This is a genomic window from Mediterraneibacter butyricigenes (assembly GCF_003574295.1).
Lineage (GTDB): Bacteria > Bacillota > Clostridia > Lachnospirales > Lachnospiraceae > Mediterraneibacter_A > Mediterraneibacter_A butyricigenes.
This window is the reverse complement of sequence record NZ_BHGK01000001.1, coordinates 63,276-79,856: the sequence shown is the minus strand read 5'-3', so window position 1 is coordinate 79,856 and position 16,581 is coordinate 63,276. Positions and strand designations below refer to the sequence as shown.

Sequence of the window (16,581 nt, the reverse complement as noted above, 5' to 3'; positions counted from 1 at the left end):
TAAGAAAGGATGATAGGAGGGGTGGATCAGCCTACCGAAGGGAAAGTCCTGATTGACGGAAAAGAAGTTTCCTCAATGAATGACAGGCAGCTGTCAGATTTTCGGGCAGATGAAATCGGCTTCATTTTTCAGTTCTATAATCTGATTCCAAGGCTGACTGCTTATGAAAATGTGGCATTGACAAGAAGCATCGTGAAACATGCAAAGGATGCGGACGAAATGCTGGAGGCGGTTGGCTTAATGGAGCATAGGGATAAATTTCCGTCCCAGTTGTCCGGTGGGGAACAGCAGAGAATTTCCATTGCCAGAGCTCTTGCGAAAAATCCGAAGATCATTCTTGGAGACGAACCGACCGGAGCACTGGATTCCGAAACTGGTGTGATCGTCCTGAAAATGCTTCAGAATGTATGCAAAGAACAGCACCATACGGTTATTCTTGTTACACACAACGCCGACATTGCGAAATGTGCCGATAAAGTGATCCGAATGAAGAATGGAAAGATCCTGGAAATCACGGAGAATGAACATCCACTTCCGATGGAGGAGGTGGAGTGGTAATGCTGATCAGAAAAACATTTCGTGACTTTCGGAAGAATTTTGGAACATTTTTCTCTGTGTTCCTGTTGTCCGGACTTGCGATTGCTTTGTTCTGTACCTTTGAAGGACATGTACTTTCACAGCATGTTGCCAGAGAAGAATTTCATAAAGAATGCCGTTTGTCCGATATCTGGGTTTACGGAGAGGGATTTACCCAAAAACAACTCCAGAAGGTACGGGATCTGGACTTTGTGGAAGACGCACAGCTTCGTACTTCATTAAAGGGAAGTGCGCCAGACTATGACGGAGTACAGGTAGATCTTTATCTGGAAGATGAAAACGTGGTTAACACGCCTTATTATATAGAAGGAGAGCCTTTTGATCCACAGGATAAGGATGGAATCTGGATCGCAAATGCATTTGCAAAGCGGAGAAATCTGTCGGTGGGTGATTCCTTCACAATTGAATATGAGGGAATGACGTTTACCAGAACGATCAAGGGTCTGATCGAGAGTTCGGAATATGAATTTCGACAGGCAGACAGTGATGTTGACACATTTCTGGAGAATATCGTGATTGTATACATGTCGTACAATGCATTTCCGGATCCGGGATATTTAAGTTATGTGATGACTCTGGGCAATACCATGCCTTATACGGAGATGGTAATTCGTACCACCGACGCCGGCGGACTTGCCCATGAAAAAGAACTGAAAACTGTGCTGGGAAAGAATTATGCTGCAATGATCGAACGGGATTCTGTTCCGGGGCTTGCCAGACTGGACAGTGAACTGGATCAGCATCAGGCATTCTCCTATGTTTTTGTATTGATTTTTGTCGGAATTTCGGTTCTGGTGATTGCGACATCTATGAGTAGGATGGTGGAACGGGAGAGAACGCAGATCGGTACCATGAATGCGTTGGGAATGAAACGCTGGAAGGTAGTGCTTCATTATATCAGTTTCAGTCTGATCGTTTCTACGGCCGGGGCACTGCTTGGATTGCTTCTGGGTGTTACCTGGTTGTGTCCGCTGATGATGAAGATCTTTGCACAGTGGTATATTGTTCCGGGGCTGCACTCGATGTTCCATCTGACCTATCTTTTGATTCTGCTTCTTGTGGTGGGTGCAAGTACACTTTCTGCCTGGCTTAGCTGCAGGAAGGTTCTGAAGATCAAGCCGTCGGAGGCTCTTAGACCGGCAGCTCCTCGAAAAGGAAAGCACTGCCTGTTTGAAAAACTGCCCGGATGGAATAATTTTTCTTTTACCGTGCAGTACAATCTGCGGGATATTTCCAGAGCGAAGCTGCGTGCACTGATGTGTGTGATCGGTACCTGTGTGGGAATGCTTCTGATGGTTTACGGAGTGGGATGTAACCGGTTGGTAGACACCATGTTGGATCTGAATAACGAAATAGAAGACATGGTTCCGGGAAAGATAGCTGTCAGCCGGAAACTTGCAGAGGATCTGGACATACAGGTAGGAGATAAGATTTACTGGCATCTGTATTCTAAAAATGACTGGTATGAGGGAACGGTTGGAGTGATCTACCGGAATTCAGATGCGCAGGGAATCACATATTTTCGACAATCCTGATCGTTGTGGTTCTGTATAACTCGGGTTCTCTGTCCTTCCATGAAAGAGAGAAAGAACTGGCGACGTTAAAGGTGATGGGAATGCGATCCAAACGGATCCGGCATCTTATGACTGTTCAGAATATCTGGCTGTCGCTGATAGGACTGCTGCTTGGAATTCCGTTCGGAAATGTATCCCTAAATGCGATGATGAACAGTAACGGAGAGAATTTTGACTATGCACTTTCGCTTCCGATCAGAGGCTATGTGGTTTCCGGAGCACTTGTACTGCTGGTTTCCATGCTGGTAAGCTTTATGTTCTCCAAACGGATCCGTACGCTGGATATGGTGGATGTGTTGAAAGGAACTGAATAAAAGGGACTTGATGTAATCTCAGAAAACAACTATAATAATCGGAGTGTAAAACAAACGTTAAGAAAGTTTGTTGTGTGAGACGAACCGAAAAAGTTTCATATAAAGCAGATGATGAGGTTGTGAATATGAGAAAACTGGCACTTAGTGATGAAATTTTAATGAAGATCGAAAAGCCTGCCCGCTATATTGGTGGAGAGGTGAATTCGGTGATGAAAACAAGAGACATTCCGATTCGCTTTGCGATGTGTTTTCCAGATGTAATGGAAATCGGAATGTCTCATCTTGGTATACAGATTTTATATGATATGTTTAATAAGCGGGAAGATGTGTGGTGTGAACGGGTATATTCCCCGTGGACAGATCTGCATAAGATTATGAAGGAAGAACAGATTCCGCTGTTCGCACTGGAATCCCAGGATCCGATTAAAGAATTTGATTTTCTGGGGATCACACTTCAGTATGAAATGTGCTACACCAACATTTTGCAAATTCTGGATTTGAGCGGAATACATGTATACAATCATGATCGTGATGAAAATGAACCGATCGTAATTGGTGGGGGCCCCTGTACCTATAACCCGGAACCGATTGCGGATTTCTTTGATATCTTCTATATAGGAGAAGGGGAAACAGTCTATGATGATCTTCTGGATCTGTATAAGGAATGTAAAGCAAGCGGAAAGCGCCGATTGGAATTTCTGGAACTGGCGGCTGAGATCCCGGGCCTTTATGTTCCGATGTTTTATGATGTAACCTATAAGGAAGATGGTACGATCCAGTCTTTTGTTCCCGACAATTCTCACGCAAAACCGACGATTCAGAAGCAGGTGGTTATGGATATGACCGGTGCCACCTATCCGGAGAAGCCGGTAGTTCCTTTTATTAAAGCTACGCAGGACAGAGTGGTTCTGGAGATTCAGAGAGGCTGTATTCGTGGATGCAGATTCTGTCAGGCAGGAATGCTTTATCGCCCGACCAGGGAACGAGATGTCAATAAGCTGAAAGAATATGCGCGTGTGATGTTGAAGAACACCGGACATGAGGAAATCTCTCTGAGTTCGTTAAGTTCCAGTGACTATCAGGAACTGGAAGAACTGGTTACATTTTTGATCGAGGAGTTTAAGGATCAGAGCATCAACATCTCATTACCATCTCTTCGAATCGATGCGTTTTCTCTGGATGTGATGAGTAAGGTGCAGGATGTGAAGAAGAGCAGTCTGACCTTTGCACCGGAAGCTGGATCTCAGAGAATGCGAAATGTAATCAATAAAGGATTAACGGAAGAAGATATTCTTGGAGGAGCCGGTCAGGCGTTCGAAGGTGGCTGGAATAAAGTGAAACTTTATTTTATGCTGGGACTTCCGAATGAAACAGAAGAAGATATGAAAGAAATTGCCAGACTGGCAGATCGTGTAGCGAGAAGATATTACGAGATTCCGAAAGAACAGCGTCATGGAAAATGTCAGATTACGGCCAGTTCTTCTTTCTTTGTGCCGAAGCCGTTTACGCCGTTCCAGTGGGCACCGATGTGTCATGCGGAAGAATATATCCGGCGGGCTTCGATCGTAAAACATGAATTCCAGGAGCAGTTGAACCGGAAAAGCCTGAAATATAACTGGCATGAGGCAGATGTAACGGTTTTAGAGGGCGTGTTTGCCCGTGGAGATCGACGCGTCGGGAAAGTGATCGAGGAGGCGTATCGTCTGGGGTGTCTGTTTGATTCCTGGAGCGAATCTTTTGACAATGATCTTTGGATGAAGGCTTTTGAAAATACCGGTGTGGATCTGGATTTTTATACAATGAGAACCAGAGATCTGGATGAGATCTTCCCGTGGGATTTTATCGATATCGGAGTCACAAAAGAGTTTATGAAACGAGAATGGGAACGGGCAAATCAGGGGATTGTAACCCCGAATTGCCGACAGGGCTGTTCGGGCTGCGGAGCCGGAAGATACAAAGGAGGTGTCTGTGTTGAAAGCAAGAATTAAATTTCGAAAATATGGACATTTAAAATTCATCGGACATCTGGACGTGATGCGCTATTTTCAGAAAGCGATGAGAAGAGCAGAGATTCCAATTGCGTTTACATCAGGTTACAGTCCGCATATGATCATGTCATTTGCAAGTCCTTTGGGAATCGGGCTGACCAGTGACGGAGAATACATGGATATTGAGCTGCGAGAGCCGATTGCGTCCAAAGAGGCGGTAAGACGTCTGAATGAAGTTGGAATCGAAGGAATCGAGGTATTAAATCTGGTTGAGATTGAAGATTCCAAGAAAATGGGCGGAATGTCTATCTTTGCAGGGGCTGATTATCTGGTATATCCGAAAAATGGAGAATTTCCGGAACACTGGAAGGGTCATATCGGGGACTTCCTTGCGCAGGATGCCGTAAACATTGTAAAGAAAACAAAACGAAGTGAGAAAGAAGTTGATATCCTTCCTATGATTTATCAGATGGAAGTAAGAGATCAGGGGATCTTTATGCAACTTGCCGCAGGAAGTGCCGAGAATCTGAAGCCGAATCTGGTGATGGAAGCTTTTGTAAAATATCTGGGAGAAGAGGAAACGTACCGGGAGATCGAGTATCAGTTCCACCGATTGGAAATGTATGCGGATATGGGAAAGGACGAAAGAAAACTTGTGAGTCTGGAAAGTCTGGGACATGAAATCATGGAAGAAATGGCTGATCCGAAAGAAAGAACGGAAAGTGCAGAAAGTTCTGCAGGCTGAGAGGGTACCGGAAATGGGCAATAAACTGATTATCACACAGAATGGGGCGCAACTTTGCTCGGCTTTGTTTGTGGAAGAAGAACTGACGGAACTTCATCTGACGGAAGTGGATCTGAAACGTAACAAAGCGGCGGTCGGCGATATTTATGTAGGACGTGTGAAAAAGATTCAGAGGAATCTGGATGCTGCGTTTATCGAGATCGCACCTCATACGGAATGTTATTATTCTATGAAACAATATAAAACTCCTTTTTTTACCAAAAAAATCGGGAAGAAACCGTTGTGTGAGGGGGAGGAACTGCTGGTTCAGGTCAGCAGGGAAGCCTCCGGAGTAAAGGCGCCATCTGTAACTACGGGATTTAACCTGGCCGGAAAGTATGCGGTATTGACCTATGAAAATACAACCCTTGGCGTCTCCGGGAAAATAGAACTGGAGAAAAAACAGGAATTAAAAGAATGGCTGCAAAAGTTTCGGAATTCTTCCTATGGTCTGATTCTCAGAACAAACGCAGGAACTGCAGACAGAACCCTCGTGGAAGAGGAAATCCGGCAGTTGATCGGTATCTACAAAAGGATAGAAAAAACGGCGACTCACAGACCTTGCTTCAGCCGGATTTATCAGGAAGAACCGGAATATATCCGTCAAATCCGCAATCAGAATCTGGAAAAGCTGGAGGAAATTATCGTAGAAGAAGACTGGTTATACGAAGAAATCCTTCAATATCTGAAGACCGGAAATCAAGATGTTTCCTGTTTGAGAAAATACCGGAAAGAAACTCTGTCTTTGCATAAGTTGTATAACCTGGATCAGGAGATACAGAAAGCGACACAGGAGAAAGTCTGGCTGAAAAACGGCGGCTATCTGGTGATCCAACATACGGAAGCGTTGCATGTAATTGATGTGAATTCGGGAAAATATATCAAAGGAAAAGATGCGCAGAAAACCTATCGGAAAATAAACGAAGAAGCAGCGAAAGAAGCGGCAAGGCAAATACGGCTTCGGAATCTTTCAGGGATTATCCTGATCGATTTTATCAATTTTTCTGATAAGGAGGAGCAACAGGATTTGCTTTCTTTATTAGAAAGATTCGTAAAAAAGGATCCAATCCCGACCAATGTGATTGATATTACGAAGCTCCATCTGGTAGAATTGACCAGAAAAAAGGTGCAGCGACCATTGTATGAATGTATACAATTCGGCGTGTGCTAATAAAACAAATAGTCAGAAGCAAAAAGAGAGAAGATGTAGTAGTATGAGTAAGAAAGAATTAAAGACCAATGCCATGCGAATTTTAGACCGAAATAAAATTCCTTATGAATTCAGCACCTATGAGTGCGAAGAGTTTACAGACGGAATTGAAACAGCTGACAAACTGGGGCTGCCACATGAAAAGGTTTATAAAACTCTGGTTACAACCGGAAAAAGTGGGGGACATTATGTGTTCGTGATTCCGATTGAAAAGGAACTAAATCTGAAAAAAGCTGCAAAAGCGGTGGGAGAAAAATCGGTGGAAATGCTGCATGTCAAAGAGATCACCCCATTGACCGGTTATGTAAGAGGCGGCTGCACGGCAATCGGGATGAAAAAGCAGTTTCCGACGGTGATTGAGGAATCCGCAAAAGAGCTGGAATACATATATGTAAGCGGAGGGAAGATCGGAATGCAGTTAAAATTAAAGCCGGATGACCTGAAAAAAGCAGCGAAGGCTGAATATGGGAATGTGATTTTTGACGAAAAGGTGAAAGGTTGAAAGTTTTCAGGCAAACCAGTCAGAAAAATCGTGAATCATTATGTTATAGAAGAAAAGAAAGAAAAAGACAGAGGAGAAGATGATGAATACAGTGGTGTTTGACCTGGGAAATGTCCTGGTCGATTATAACGGCGGTGTCTGTGTAGACATGCTGGGATATACGGGAGAAGTGAAAAAGGAACTGATCCATGCTATTTTTCTGAGTGATGCATGGAAAGCAGGAGACGAGGGCAGCGTGACACCGGAGGAACAGCTGACACAGTTTATAAACAACGCTCCGCATCTGGAAAAAGAAATCAGAGATGTCTATGAACATCTGGATGGATCTATCCGTAAATTCGATTATACAGAAGAAGTGCTGGCACATTTTCGGAAAGCCGGGTTTAAACTCTATTACCTTTCAAATTATGGGGAGTATTTGTTCGAAAAAACAAAATATGAACTGGATTTTCTTCGAAAATTCGATGGCGGAATCATTTCTTATCGTGAAAAGTTGATGAAACCACAAAAAGAAATTTACAATCTTCTGATGACGAGATATAATATAAAACCGAATGATGCCTGGTTTATTGATGATAGACCGGAAAATGTGGAGGCAGCAAATGCTGTTGGCATGCATGGAATTGTATTTGACAGTCATACTGTGGAAGAAATATTAACAGGAAAATATACCGGAGGACAAGAAAGATGAAAAAAGTAGTAAAATTCGGAGGAAGCTCCCTTGCCAGTTCTGATCAGTTCAAGAAAGTTGGACAGATCATTCGTTCCGATGAAAGCAGAAGATTTGTGGTGCCGTCTGCACCTGGAAAAAGATTCTCTTCTGATACAAAAGTTACGGACATGCTTTACAACTGCTATGGAGCAGCGATTCGTGAAAAAAAATTTACAGAGCAGTTAAAAGAAATTCAGGCAAGATATCAGGAAATCATCGATGGACTGAACCTGGATCTTTCATTAGAAGAAGATTTTCAGATGATCCGTCATAATTTTGGAAAAAAGATTGGCAGAGAGTATGCTGCCTCCAGAGGAGAATATTTAAACGGAAAGATCATGGCTGCCTATCTTGGTTTTGATTTTGTAGATGCGGCTGAAGTCATCCGTTTCGATGCTGAGGGCAACTTCCTTGCAGGTGAGACGAATGATCTGTTATCTGCAAGACTTTCCAAATTGGAACATGCGGTTGTTCCAGGATTTTACGGAGCCAAAGAAGATGGAACGATCGTAACATTTTCCCGTGGCGGTTCTGACATTACAGGTTCTCTGGTGGCTCTTGCGGTTGGGGCAGACCTTTATGAGAACTGGACGGATGTGTCCGGATTCCTGATTACAGATCCGAGAATCGTAAACAATCCAAAAGCAATCGAATCCATTACCTATCGTGAGCTTCGGGAACTGTCTTATATGGGAGCATCTGTTCTTCACGAAGATGCTATTTTCCCGGTAAGAAAAGCCGGAATTCCGATCAATATCCGAAATACAAACGCTCCGGAAGATAAGGGAACTCTGATCGTAGAGAGTACATGCAGACAGCCGAAATACACGATAACCGGAATCGCCGGAACCGATGGATTTGTATCCGTAACCGTAGAAAAAGCCATGATGAACTCGGAAGTCGGTTTCTGTCGGAAGGTTCTGGAAGTATTTGAAGAAAATGATATCTCGATTGAACATATGCCGTCCGGAATTGATACGATGACGATTTTTGTGCATCAGGATGGATTCGAAGAAAAAGAGCAGAAAGTTATTGCAGGAATTCACAAAGCGGTAGATCCAGATCACATTGAGATGGAATCCAATCTGGCACTGATTGCAGTCGTTGGACGCGGTATGCGGGCAACCAGGGGTACTGCCGGAAGAATCTTCTCTGCTCTGGCACATGCCAATATCAACGTGAAGATGATCGACCAGGGATCCAGTGAGTTGAATATCATCATTGGTGTCCGTCATGAAGACTTTAAAAATGCGATCCGCGCATTATATGATATTTTCGTTGTTACACAACTTTAATGAAGTTATTTTTTACAGATTTTCCCAAACATGCATTTCCATTCTTTGAAGATGCAAAGATGCATGTTCTGGTTGTCAGGCATATGACAAAAGGGTTCAGTGAACCTTTTTTAGTTCATGACAATAGAATGTTCGCGGAGCGTGCATTCTATTGTTTATACAGGAAAGGAACAGATATGAATATTTTATTTTTTCTGAATCCAAAAGCTGAAACGGCGTATGTCTATGACTACTGCACGTTGCGACAGGTTCTGGAGACGATGGAGTACCATAAGTATTCGTGTATTCCAATGCTGAACAGAGAAGGCGAATATGTAGGAACTATCACGGAAGGCGATCTGCTCTGGGGCATCAAAAGCCGCACTTCTCTGAATATCAAAGAGGCTGAGAAAATTTTTATCACAGATTTTCCGAGAAGAGCAGATTATGAAGCGGTTGATGCAGACTGTGATATGGAAGATCTGATTCAGAAAGCGATGAATCAGAATTTTGTTCCGGTGGTAGATGACCAGAAGAAATTTATCGGAATTATTACCAGAAAAAGTATTATCAACTACTGTTATAAAAGACTGAAAGAATATTCGGAAAGAGAGAACGAGGCTTGATTATCGATTTTCATACCCATATGTTTCCGGATCGTATTGCAAAATTAACGATTACATATCTTTTATGTGAAGATTCTGCGCTCTATGCCGTTGGATGAAGAGACAAAAGAAAAAATATTTTCTAAAAATGCAAGGAAATTGTTGACTTTATAATACGAATCATATATGATTAAACAGTATGCCGCACAATGAGGTTTCAAAGTTCTGTTACAGAACACCGTAATTGGCGAGTAATTTATAGGAGGTGCCATATGTACGCGATTATAGCAACAGGTGGTAAACAGTACAAAGTATCCGAAGGCGATGTCATTAAAGTGGAAAAGCTGGGCGTTGAAGCCGGAGAGTCTTATACTTTCGATCAGGTGCTTGCAATCGGCGGTGAGAAGATGGTAGTAGGAACACCTAATGTAGAAGGTGCAACTGTAACAGCTTCTGTCGTTGAGAATGGTAAAGGAAAGAAAGTTACCGTTTACAAGTACAAGAGAAAGACCGGATATCATAAGAAAAACGGCCACAGACAGCAGTACACAGCTGTAAAGATCGAAAAGATCAACGCATAGTCTGGAGCAGAAAATGATTCATGTAACCATTTTCATGAGTGACAGGCATGAGTGTATGGGATTTCGGACTTCCGGGCATGCTGAGATGGCAGAGAGCGGAAAGGATATTGTATGCGCAGCGACTTCCATGCTGATCATCAATACCATGAACGCGATCGAAACCTACACAGATGATGCATTTACGCAGGAGGTCGATCAGGAGACAGGAATGATAGAATATCATTTACTTAACCGCCCCACACACGATGCAGACTTATTGTTGAAGGCAATGATTCTCGGATTAGAAGAATCTGCCGGATCGAATGACTATAAGAAATACATCAAGGTAGATATCGAGGAGGTGTAAGAATCATGATGAAGTTAGATCTTCAGTTTTTTGCTCATAAAAAAGGAATGGGTTCTTCCAAGAACGGACGTGATTCCGAGTCAAAGAGACTTGGCGCAAAGAGAGCTGACGGACAGTTTGTAAAAGCCGGAAATATCCTTTACAGACAGCGTGGAACAAAGATTCACCCAGGTGTGAATGTAGGACGCGGCGGAGATGATACTCTGTTTGCATTAGTTGACGGTGTTGTAAGATATGAAAGAAAAGGTAGAGACAAGAAACAGGTTTCTATTTATCCGGTAGCTGAGTAAGCGAGAGGTTGAAAAGGCTTCAGGCGGCAAGAGTGATGTCGACTGAAGCTTTTCTTTTTTCGCTTGGTTTTTAATAATTAACAGAACAATAAACAAACCTCTTTGTTTAAAGTAAGAGGCGATCATGAGATAGATGAAAATAAAAAAGGAGGTACAGCATGTTTGCGGACAGAGCGAAAATATATATCCGTTCCGGAAAGGGCGGTGATGGACATTGCAGTTTCCGCCGGGAGCTTTATGTGGCAAATGGCGGACCGGACGGCGGAGACGGCGGAAGAGGCGGCGATCTGATCTTTGAAGTGGACAAGGGATTAAACACGCTGGTTGATTTCCGTCATAAGCGTAAGTTTGCGGCCGGCGACGGCAAGGAAGGCGGCAAACGCAGATGTCATGGAAAAGATGGAGAAGATCTGGTCTTAAAAGTACCGGAGGGAACCGTAATCAAGGAAGCAAAAAGCGGAAAAGTCATTGCGGATATGTCGGGTGAGAACCGTCGGCAGATTGTTTTGAAAGGCGGAAAAGGCGGTCTCGGAAACCAGCATTTTGCAACGGCTACCATGCAGGTTCCGAAATACGCTCAACCCGGACAGCCATTTCAGGAGCTGGAAGTTTGCCTGGAATTAAAGGTTATTGCAGATGTGGGATTGATCGGTTTTCCGAATGTCGGAAAATCTACACTGCTTTCCCGTGTAACCAATGCAGATCCGAAGATTGCAAATTACCATTTTACAACCCTTAACCCAAATCTGGGAGTGGTAGACTTAGGGGACGGACAGGGATTTGTCATGGCGGATATTCCGGGACTGATTGAAGGCGCTTCGGAAGGAGTCGGACTGGGACATGAATTTCTGCGCCATATCGAGCGGACAAAAATGATGATCCATGTGGTTGATGCAGCCGGAACAGAAGGACGGGATCCGGTGGATGATATCGAAAAGATCAATGCGGAGCTTTCTGCTTACAATCCAGAGATTGCAAAGAGACCGCAGGTTATCGCAGCGAATAAAACAGATCTGATCTATGCGGAAGATGAGTCACCGGTCGATCGTCTGAAAGCAGCTTACGAGCCAAAAGGGATCCGGGTATTCCCGATTTCAGGAGTTTCCGGAAAAGGCATCAAAGAACTGCTTTATTATGTAAATGATCAGTTGAAAAATCTGGAGGAAGGTCCGGTCGTCTTTGAACAGGAATTCTTCCCGGAGGAAGAACTGCTTTACGAAGATCTGCCGTATACTGTCACAAAAGAAATGACAAAAGACGGCGAAATGTATGTGGTAGAGGGTCCGAAGATCGAAAAAATGCTGGGTTATACCAATCTGGATTCCGAAAAAGGATTTGCTTTCTTCCAGAACTTTATGAAGAATACCGGAATTTTAGAAGAACTGGAACAGGCCGGAATCCAAGAGGGCGATACGGTCAAGATGTACGGATTGCAGTTTGATTATTATAAATAGAAAAAGGAGATCATTATGACAACAAAACAGCGTGCATATCTGAAAGGACTGGCAATGACGATGGAACCGATTTTCCAGATTGGAAAAGGAAGCATTTCTCCCAGTCTGGTAGCGGCTATTTCAGAGGCACTGGAAGCGAGAGAGCTGATAAAGATCAGTGTACTGAAGAACTGTGCCGATGATCCGAAAGAACTGGCACAGATCGTGGCCGAAAGAACCCGTTCCCAGGTGGTTCAGGTGATCGGAAAGAAGATTGTACTTTATAAAGAAGGAAAAGACGAGAAGAAAAAGATTATCCTTCCATAAGGAGAATGGCTATGAAAATCGGAATCATGGGCGGAACATTTGATCCAATCCATATCGGACATCTCTTGCTTGGAGAATTTGCATATGAGGATTTCGGTCTGGATGAAATCTGGTTTCTTCCAAACGGGAATCCTCCCCATAAAAGTCTGGCGGAAGTGACTCCGGGCGTGATGGAGCGGGTGGAGATGGTACGAAAAGCGATTCAGGGAGTCCCTTATTTTAAAGTCTCGGAATATGAAGCGATTGAAAATGCTCATTCCTATACCTATCGTACCATGCAGCATTTCAGCGAAACCTATCCTCAGCATCAGTTCTATTTTATTCTGGGAGCGGATTCCCTGTTTGCAATTGAACAGTGGAAATATTTCCGGGAAATTTTTCCGACTTGTACGATCCTTGCAGCGATGCGAGATGACAAGGATCGGAAAGATATGGAAGATCAGATCCGTTATCTGGAAGAAACGTATCAGGCAAAGATTGAGCTGCTGCAGGCTCCACTTCTCGAAATTTCTTCCACAACCATTCGAAATCGAGCCGGAAACGGTTATACGGTCCGGTATATGGTGCCGGATACTGTGGCACAATACATTCGTGAGAAAGGATTTTACAAACGTGGAAAATCAGAAAATACAGGAATGTCTGAAAAAGAAACTGAGTGAAAAACGCTACGAACATACGATTGGCGTGATGTATACCTCTGCGGCACTGGCTATGGCTCATCACGGAGATGTGCAAAAAGCAATGAAAGCCGGACTGCTTCACGACTGCGGGAAGTACGGAAGCGCACAGGAACAGGTGGAACGTTGCAGGAAACAAGGAATTACGCTGACGGAATCGGAAGAAAAAATCCCTGCACTGGCGCATGCAAAGCTAGGTGCGTATTTCGCCAGGGAAAAGTACGAAGTCGCAGACAAAGAGATTTTAGATGCCATTCTGTATCACACCACCGGAAGAGCAGATATGAGTCTGATGGAAAAGATTCTGTATGTGGCGGACTATATGGAACCGGGACGAAAGATGATTCCGGGTCTGGAAGAGATTCGTTATGAAGCGTTTCATGATCTGGACAAGGCAGTGGCTCTGGCCACAAGGGGATCCATTACCTATCTGGAAAAACAAGGACGGCTCATTGATCCTGCGTCCTATGAAACCTGGAAGTTTTATAAATCGAAAGCAGATTGGGGTTGTAGGCTGGACGGATCTGTTCTTGTTCGATGAGATATGGGAATTTTGTAAATTGAAAGCAGAGGAATAGAAAGGAGAAAAGACATGATAGAAGCATTGGAAATGGCAAAAATTGCCTACACTGCTCTGGATGATAAAAAGGGTGAAGATATTCAGGTAATCGACATTTCAAAAGTATCTGTTCTGGCAGATTATTTTATCATTGCAAACGGTAACAGTGACAGCCAGGTACAGGCACTGGTTGAAAACGTAGAAGAAGAACTTCACAAGGCCGGCTGTTCTGTTAAACAAAGAGAGGGAAATACCGGATGGGTGCTGCTGGATTTCGGAGACGTGATCATTCATATTTTCGACAAAGAGAATCGCCTGTTCTACGATCTGGAGAGAATCTGGAGAGACGGAACTAAGGTAGATCTGTCAAAATTATAAATAACGCACGATATTGTTCGAACGAAAAAAGGTCCATTGAACCTTTTTGTCGTATGTCCGGCAAACAAAAAAGGATCCATAGGATTTTATTGTTTTATATTTGACAATAAAAAAACAAAACAGATCGCACTCTATTTTGCTTGACAAATCGTTTGCAGCAGTTTAAGATTGTTACAAACGAAAAAGTTAAGGAGGAAACATTATGAAAATGATCAAGAGAGTTGGAAGCATTGCTCTCGCTGCTGCAATGGTAGTTTCACTTGCAGCCTGCGGCGGAAGCAGTGACAAAAAAGAAGCATCTTCTTCCGATACATTTAAGATCGGTGGAATCGGACCTACAACAGGTGATGCAGCAATTTACGGTACAGCCGTACAGAACGGTATCCAGCTTGCAGTTGATGAGATCAACGAAGCAGGCGGAATCAACGGAAAGCAGATTGAGTACAAGTTTGAAGATGATCAGTCTGATTCCGAGAAATCACTGAATGCATACAACAACCTGAAAGACTGGGGTATGCAGATGCTGGTAGGTACTGTTACATCTACACCGTGTACAGCCGTTGTAGAAGAGACACAGGCCGACAATATGTTCCAGCTGACACCGTCTGCAACAGCAGAAAACAGTATTCAGTATGAGAATGCATTCCGTATGTGTTTCTCAGACCCGAACCAGGGAACTGCATCTGCTGATTACATCGCAGATAACGGAATCGCAACAAAGATCGCTGTTATCTACAACAGTTCTGATACATATTCAACCGGTATCTATCAGAAATTTGCTGAAGAAGCAAAGAACAAAGGTCTTGACGTGGTAGCTGCAGAAGCATTTACAGCAGACCAGAACAAAGACTTCTCCGTACAGATCCAGAAAGCAAAAGATGCAGGTGCTGAACTTGTATTCCTGCCAATCTATTATCAGGAAGCTTCTCTGATTCTTGCACAGGCAAATAAAGCAGGATTTACACCGAAATATTTCGGATGTGACGGTATGGACGGACTGCTTGCACTGGAAGGATTCGACACATCTCTGGCTGAGGGTGTTATGTTCCTGACTCCATTTACAGCAGATGCTGAAGATGAAGAAACTCAGACATTCGTAAGCGATTTCAAGGACAAATTTGGTGAGACTCCGATTCAGTTCGCTGCTGACGCTTATGACTGTGTATATGTAATCAAAGCTGCTGCTGAAAAAGCTGAGATCACACCGGATATGAGCACATCTGAAATCTGTGATGCATTAAAAACTGCTATGACAGAGATTACCTATGATGGTCTGACAGGAAAACAGATTACATGGGGAGCAGACGGAGAGCCGACCAAACTTCCGACTGTTGTAGTTGTAGAAGGTGGAAAATACAAAGTTCTGGAAGAGAACTAAGCCTGCGGTAAACTTTCCGGCAATTTGAATCTGCCGGATTTATCGAAAAGATATAGGGCGGATACAGTGGAATTCCCTCTGTACCGCCCTTGTTTCAATCATATCGTTTCGTACTTTAACTGATTCACAAATAGGAAATGAGAGGAAAGTGTATATGAGCTTTATATCGTATTTTATAAATGGATTAAGTCTTGGAAGCGTATATGCGATCATTGCACTTGGATATACCATGGTATACGGAATTGCTAAAATGCTGAACTTCGCGCATGGTGATGTCATCATGATCGGAGCTTATGTTGCATTGCTTAGCATGACCCAGTCCGGAATGTCACCGGTGGTGGCAATTATTCTTTCGATGGTTGTCTGTACGGTACTTGGTATCCTGGTAGAAAAAATTGCATATCGCCCACTTCGAAATGCTTCGTCGTCTCTGGCAGTATTGATCACTGCGATTGGCGTAAGCTACCTGTTACAGAATATTGCACTTCTTGTGTTTGGTGCAAATGCACAGACTTTCCCGTCTGTAGTCAAATGGGAAGGCCTTTCACTGGCAGGAGGAAAGTTAAAAATCTCCGGAGAAACCATCATTACAATCGTAGTATGTATCATTATCATGATATTACTGATGTTATTCGTGCAAAAGACAAAGCCGGGTCAGGCCATGCGTGCGGTATCTGAAGACCGTGGAGCCGCCCAGCTTATGGGAATCAATGTCAACTCCACGATTTCCCTTACTTTTGCAATTGGTTCAGGACTTGCTGCAATTGCAGGTGTTTTACTTTGTTCCGCATATCCGAGCGTAACCCCTTATACCGGTGCGATGCCTGGTATTAAGGCATTCGTAGCAGCAGTATTCGGTGGAATCGGATCAATTCCGGGAGCTTTGATCGGTGGACTGCTTCTGGGCGTGATTGAGATTCTTGCAAAGGCATATATTTCATCACAGATGGCAGATGCCATTGTATTTGCGGTTTTGATCATTGTATTGCTGGTAAAACCGACCGGATTGTTAGGCAAGAAAATTCAGGAGAAAGTGTAGGTGATCGGGATGA

20 protein-coding genes are annotated in these 16,581 nt (G+C 43.5%); all 20 read left to right on the top strand.

Annotated elements, in window-relative coordinates:
• Positions 1 to 9 precede the first annotated feature (9 nt).
• The 20 genes from KGMB01110_RS00420 to KGMB01110_RS00325 all read left to right on the top strand — a co-directional run bounded on the left by KGMB01110_RS00420 (position 10) and on the right by KGMB01110_RS00325 (position 16,568).
• The gene (locus tag KGMB01110_RS00420; protein WP_119297266.1) at positions 10 to 558 is read left to right on the top strand and encodes an ABC transporter ATP-binding protein; all 549 of its coding nucleotides are present in this window, start codon (positions 10 to 12) and stop codon (positions 556 to 558) included.
• The gene (locus KGMB01110_RS00415; RefSeq protein WP_119297265.1) at positions 558 to 2,132 is read left to right on the top strand and encodes an ABC transporter permease; all 1,575 of its coding nucleotides are present in this window, start codon (positions 558 to 560) and stop codon (positions 2,130 to 2,132) included. Before KGMB01110_RS00420 ends, KGMB01110_RS00415 begins: the two co-directional genes overlap by 1 nt.
• Before the next feature lie 5 nt (positions 2,133 to 2,137).
• A complete protein-coding gene (locus tag KGMB01110_RS00410) occupies positions 2,138 to 2,485 on the top strand; it encodes an FtsX-like permease family protein (protein WP_279220904.1) in 348 nt (115 codons plus the stop codon).
• Positions 2,486 to 2,610: 125 nt separating this feature from the next.
• Complete coding sequence (locus KGMB01110_RS00405) at positions 2,611 to 4,473, top strand: TIGR03960 family B12-binding radical SAM protein (protein ID WP_119299005.1); 1,863 nt, start codon at positions 2,611 to 2,613, stop codon at positions 4,471 to 4,473.
• Positions 4,457 to 5,218 (top strand): TIGR03936 family radical SAM-associated protein, encoded by a 762-nt coding sequence (locus tag KGMB01110_RS00400; protein WP_119297263.1) that lies wholly within the window; start codon positions 4,457 to 4,459, stop codon positions 5,216 to 5,218. Before KGMB01110_RS00405 ends, KGMB01110_RS00400 begins: the two co-directional genes overlap by 17 nt.
• Positions 5,151 to 6,428: a ribonuclease E/G gene (locus tag KGMB01110_RS00395; RefSeq protein ID WP_119297262.1), complete on the top strand. Its 1,278-nt coding sequence runs from the start codon at positions 5,151 to 5,153 to the stop codon at positions 6,426 to 6,428. Before KGMB01110_RS00400 ends, KGMB01110_RS00395 begins: the two co-directional genes overlap by 68 nt.
• 43 nt (positions 6,429 to 6,471) lie before the next feature.
• Positions 6,472 to 6,969 (top strand): Cys-tRNA(Pro) deacylase, encoded by a 498-nt coding sequence (gene ybaK / locus KGMB01110_RS00390; protein WP_117888306.1) that lies wholly within the window; start codon positions 6,472 to 6,474, stop codon positions 6,967 to 6,969.
• Positions 6,970 to 7,048: 79 nt separating this feature from the next.
• Complete coding sequence (locus KGMB01110_RS00385) at positions 7,049 to 7,660, top strand: HAD family hydrolase (protein ID WP_117602200.1); 612 nt, start codon at positions 7,049 to 7,051, stop codon at positions 7,658 to 7,660.
• Positions 7,657 to 8,976 carry an aspartate kinase gene (locus tag KGMB01110_RS00380; protein ID WP_117602201.1) on the top strand — a complete coding sequence of 440 codons (1,320 nt, stop codon included), beginning with the start codon at positions 7,657 to 7,659 and terminating at the stop codon, positions 8,974 to 8,976. The genes KGMB01110_RS00385 and KGMB01110_RS00380 overlap by 4 nt, the downstream gene beginning before the upstream one ends.
• A gap of 176 nt (positions 8,977 to 9,152) precedes the next feature.
• Positions 9,153 to 9,581: a CBS domain-containing protein gene (locus KGMB01110_RS00375; RefSeq protein ID WP_117888504.1), complete on the top strand. Its 429-nt coding sequence runs from the start codon at positions 9,153 to 9,155 to the stop codon at positions 9,579 to 9,581.
• A gap of 251 nt (positions 9,582 to 9,832) precedes the next feature.
• Positions 9,833 to 10,141 (top strand): 50S ribosomal protein L21, encoded by a 309-nt coding sequence (rplU, locus tag KGMB01110_RS00370; protein ID WP_117602202.1) that lies wholly within the window; start codon positions 9,833 to 9,835, stop codon positions 10,139 to 10,141.
• 13 nt (positions 10,142 to 10,154) lie between these two features.
• On the top strand, positions 10,155 to 10,487 hold the full coding sequence (locus KGMB01110_RS00365; RefSeq protein ID WP_117602203.1) for a ribosomal-processing cysteine protease Prp: 333 nt from the start codon (positions 10,155 to 10,157) through the stop codon (positions 10,485 to 10,487).
• Positions 10,488 to 10,492: 5 nt separating this feature from the next.
• Entirely contained in the window at positions 10,493 to 10,777 is a 285-nt protein-coding gene (gene rpmA / locus KGMB01110_RS00360; protein ID WP_117602204.1) for a 50S ribosomal protein L27, read from the top strand.
• Positions 10,778 to 10,935: 158 nt separating this feature from the next.
• Entirely contained in the window at positions 10,936 to 12,231 is a 1,296-nt protein-coding gene (obgE, locus tag KGMB01110_RS00355) for a GTPase ObgE (protein WP_117602205.1), read from the top strand.
• Between the two features lie 15 nt (positions 12,232 to 12,246).
• Complete coding sequence (gene yhbY / locus KGMB01110_RS00350) at positions 12,247 to 12,537, top strand: ribosome assembly RNA-binding protein YhbY (protein ID WP_117602206.1); 291 nt, start codon at positions 12,247 to 12,249, stop codon at positions 12,535 to 12,537.
• 11 nt (positions 12,538 to 12,548) lie between these two features.
• Positions 12,549 to 13,196, top strand: coding sequence for a nicotinate-nucleotide adenylyltransferase (gene nadD / locus KGMB01110_RS00345; RefSeq protein WP_119297261.1), 648 nt, complete (start codon positions 12,549 to 12,551; stop codon positions 13,194 to 13,196).
• Entirely contained in the window at positions 13,150 to 13,755 is a 606-nt protein-coding gene (gene yqeK / locus KGMB01110_RS00340) for a bis(5'-nucleosyl)-tetraphosphatase (symmetrical) YqeK (protein WP_119297260.1), read from the top strand. The genes nadD and yqeK overlap by 47 nt, the downstream gene beginning before the upstream one ends.
• A gap of 51 nt (positions 13,756 to 13,806) precedes the next feature.
• A complete protein-coding gene (gene rsfS, locus KGMB01110_RS00335) occupies positions 13,807 to 14,151 on the top strand; it encodes a ribosome silencing factor (protein WP_117602209.1) in 345 nt (114 codons plus the stop codon).
• Positions 14,152 to 14,353: 202 nt separating this feature from the next.
• A complete protein-coding gene (locus KGMB01110_RS00330) occupies positions 14,354 to 15,529 on the top strand; it encodes an ABC transporter substrate-binding protein (protein ID WP_117602210.1) in 1,176 nt (391 codons plus the stop codon).
• 154 nt (positions 15,530 to 15,683) lie between these two features.
• A complete protein-coding gene (locus KGMB01110_RS00325) occupies positions 15,684 to 16,568 on the top strand; it encodes a branched-chain amino acid ABC transporter permease (protein ID WP_117602211.1) in 885 nt (294 codons plus the stop codon).
• The last annotated feature ends 13 nt before the right edge of the window (positions 16,569 to 16,581 follow it).

What these genes read in the sequence shown, in the direction of transcription:
- KGMB01110_RS00420 (WP_119297266.1), top strand. Translation starts at nt 10, where the DNA reads ATGATAGGAGGGGTGGATCAGCCTACCGAAGGGAAAGTCCTGATTGAC.
- KGMB01110_RS00415 (WP_119297265.1), top strand. Translation starts at nt 558, where the DNA reads ATGCTGATCAGAAAAACATTTCGTGACTTTCGGAAGAATTTTGGAACA.
- KGMB01110_RS00405 (WP_119299005.1), top strand. Translation starts at nt 2,611, where the DNA reads ATGAGAAAACTGGCACTTAGTGATGAAATTTTAATGAAGATCGAAAAG.
- KGMB01110_RS00395 (WP_119297262.1), top strand. Translation starts at nt 5,151, where the DNA reads ATGAAATCATGGAAGAAATGGCTGATCCGAAAGAAAGAACGGAAAGTG.
- ybaK (WP_117888306.1), top strand. Translation starts at nt 6,472, where the DNA reads ATGAGTAAGAAAGAATTAAAGACCAATGCCATGCGAATTTTAGACCGA.
- KGMB01110_RS00385 (WP_117602200.1), top strand. Translation starts at nt 7,049, where the DNA reads ATGATGAATACAGTGGTGTTTGACCTGGGAAATGTCCTGGTCGATTAT.
- KGMB01110_RS00380 (WP_117602201.1), top strand. Translation starts at nt 7,657, where the DNA reads ATGAAAAAAGTAGTAAAATTCGGAGGAAGCTCCCTTGCCAGTTCTGAT.
- KGMB01110_RS00375 (WP_117888504.1), top strand. Translation starts at nt 9,153, where the DNA reads ATGAATATTTTATTTTTTCTGAATCCAAAAGCTGAAACGGCGTATGTC.
- rplU (WP_117602202.1), top strand. Translation starts at nt 9,833, where the DNA reads ATGTACGCGATTATAGCAACAGGTGGTAAACAGTACAAAGTATCCGAA.
- KGMB01110_RS00365 (WP_117602203.1), top strand. Translation starts at nt 10,155, where the DNA reads ATGATTCATGTAACCATTTTCATGAGTGACAGGCATGAGTGTATGGGA.
- rpmA (WP_117602204.1), top strand. Translation starts at nt 10,493, where the DNA reads ATGATGAAGTTAGATCTTCAGTTTTTTGCTCATAAAAAAGGAATGGGT.
- obgE (WP_117602205.1), top strand. Translation starts at nt 10,936, where the DNA reads ATGTTTGCGGACAGAGCGAAAATATATATCCGTTCCGGAAAGGGCGGT.
- yhbY (WP_117602206.1), top strand. Translation starts at nt 12,247, where the DNA reads ATGACAACAAAACAGCGTGCATATCTGAAAGGACTGGCAATGACGATG.
- nadD (WP_119297261.1), top strand. Translation starts at nt 12,549, where the DNA reads ATGAAAATCGGAATCATGGGCGGAACATTTGATCCAATCCATATCGGA.
- rsfS (WP_117602209.1), top strand. Translation starts at nt 13,807, where the DNA reads ATGATAGAAGCATTGGAAATGGCAAAAATTGCCTACACTGCTCTGGAT.
- KGMB01110_RS00330 (WP_117602210.1), top strand. Translation starts at nt 14,354, where the DNA reads ATGAAAATGATCAAGAGAGTTGGAAGCATTGCTCTCGCTGCTGCAATG.
- KGMB01110_RS00325 (WP_117602211.1), top strand. Translation starts at nt 15,684, where the DNA reads ATGAGCTTTATATCGTATTTTATAAATGGATTAAGTCTTGGAAGCGTA.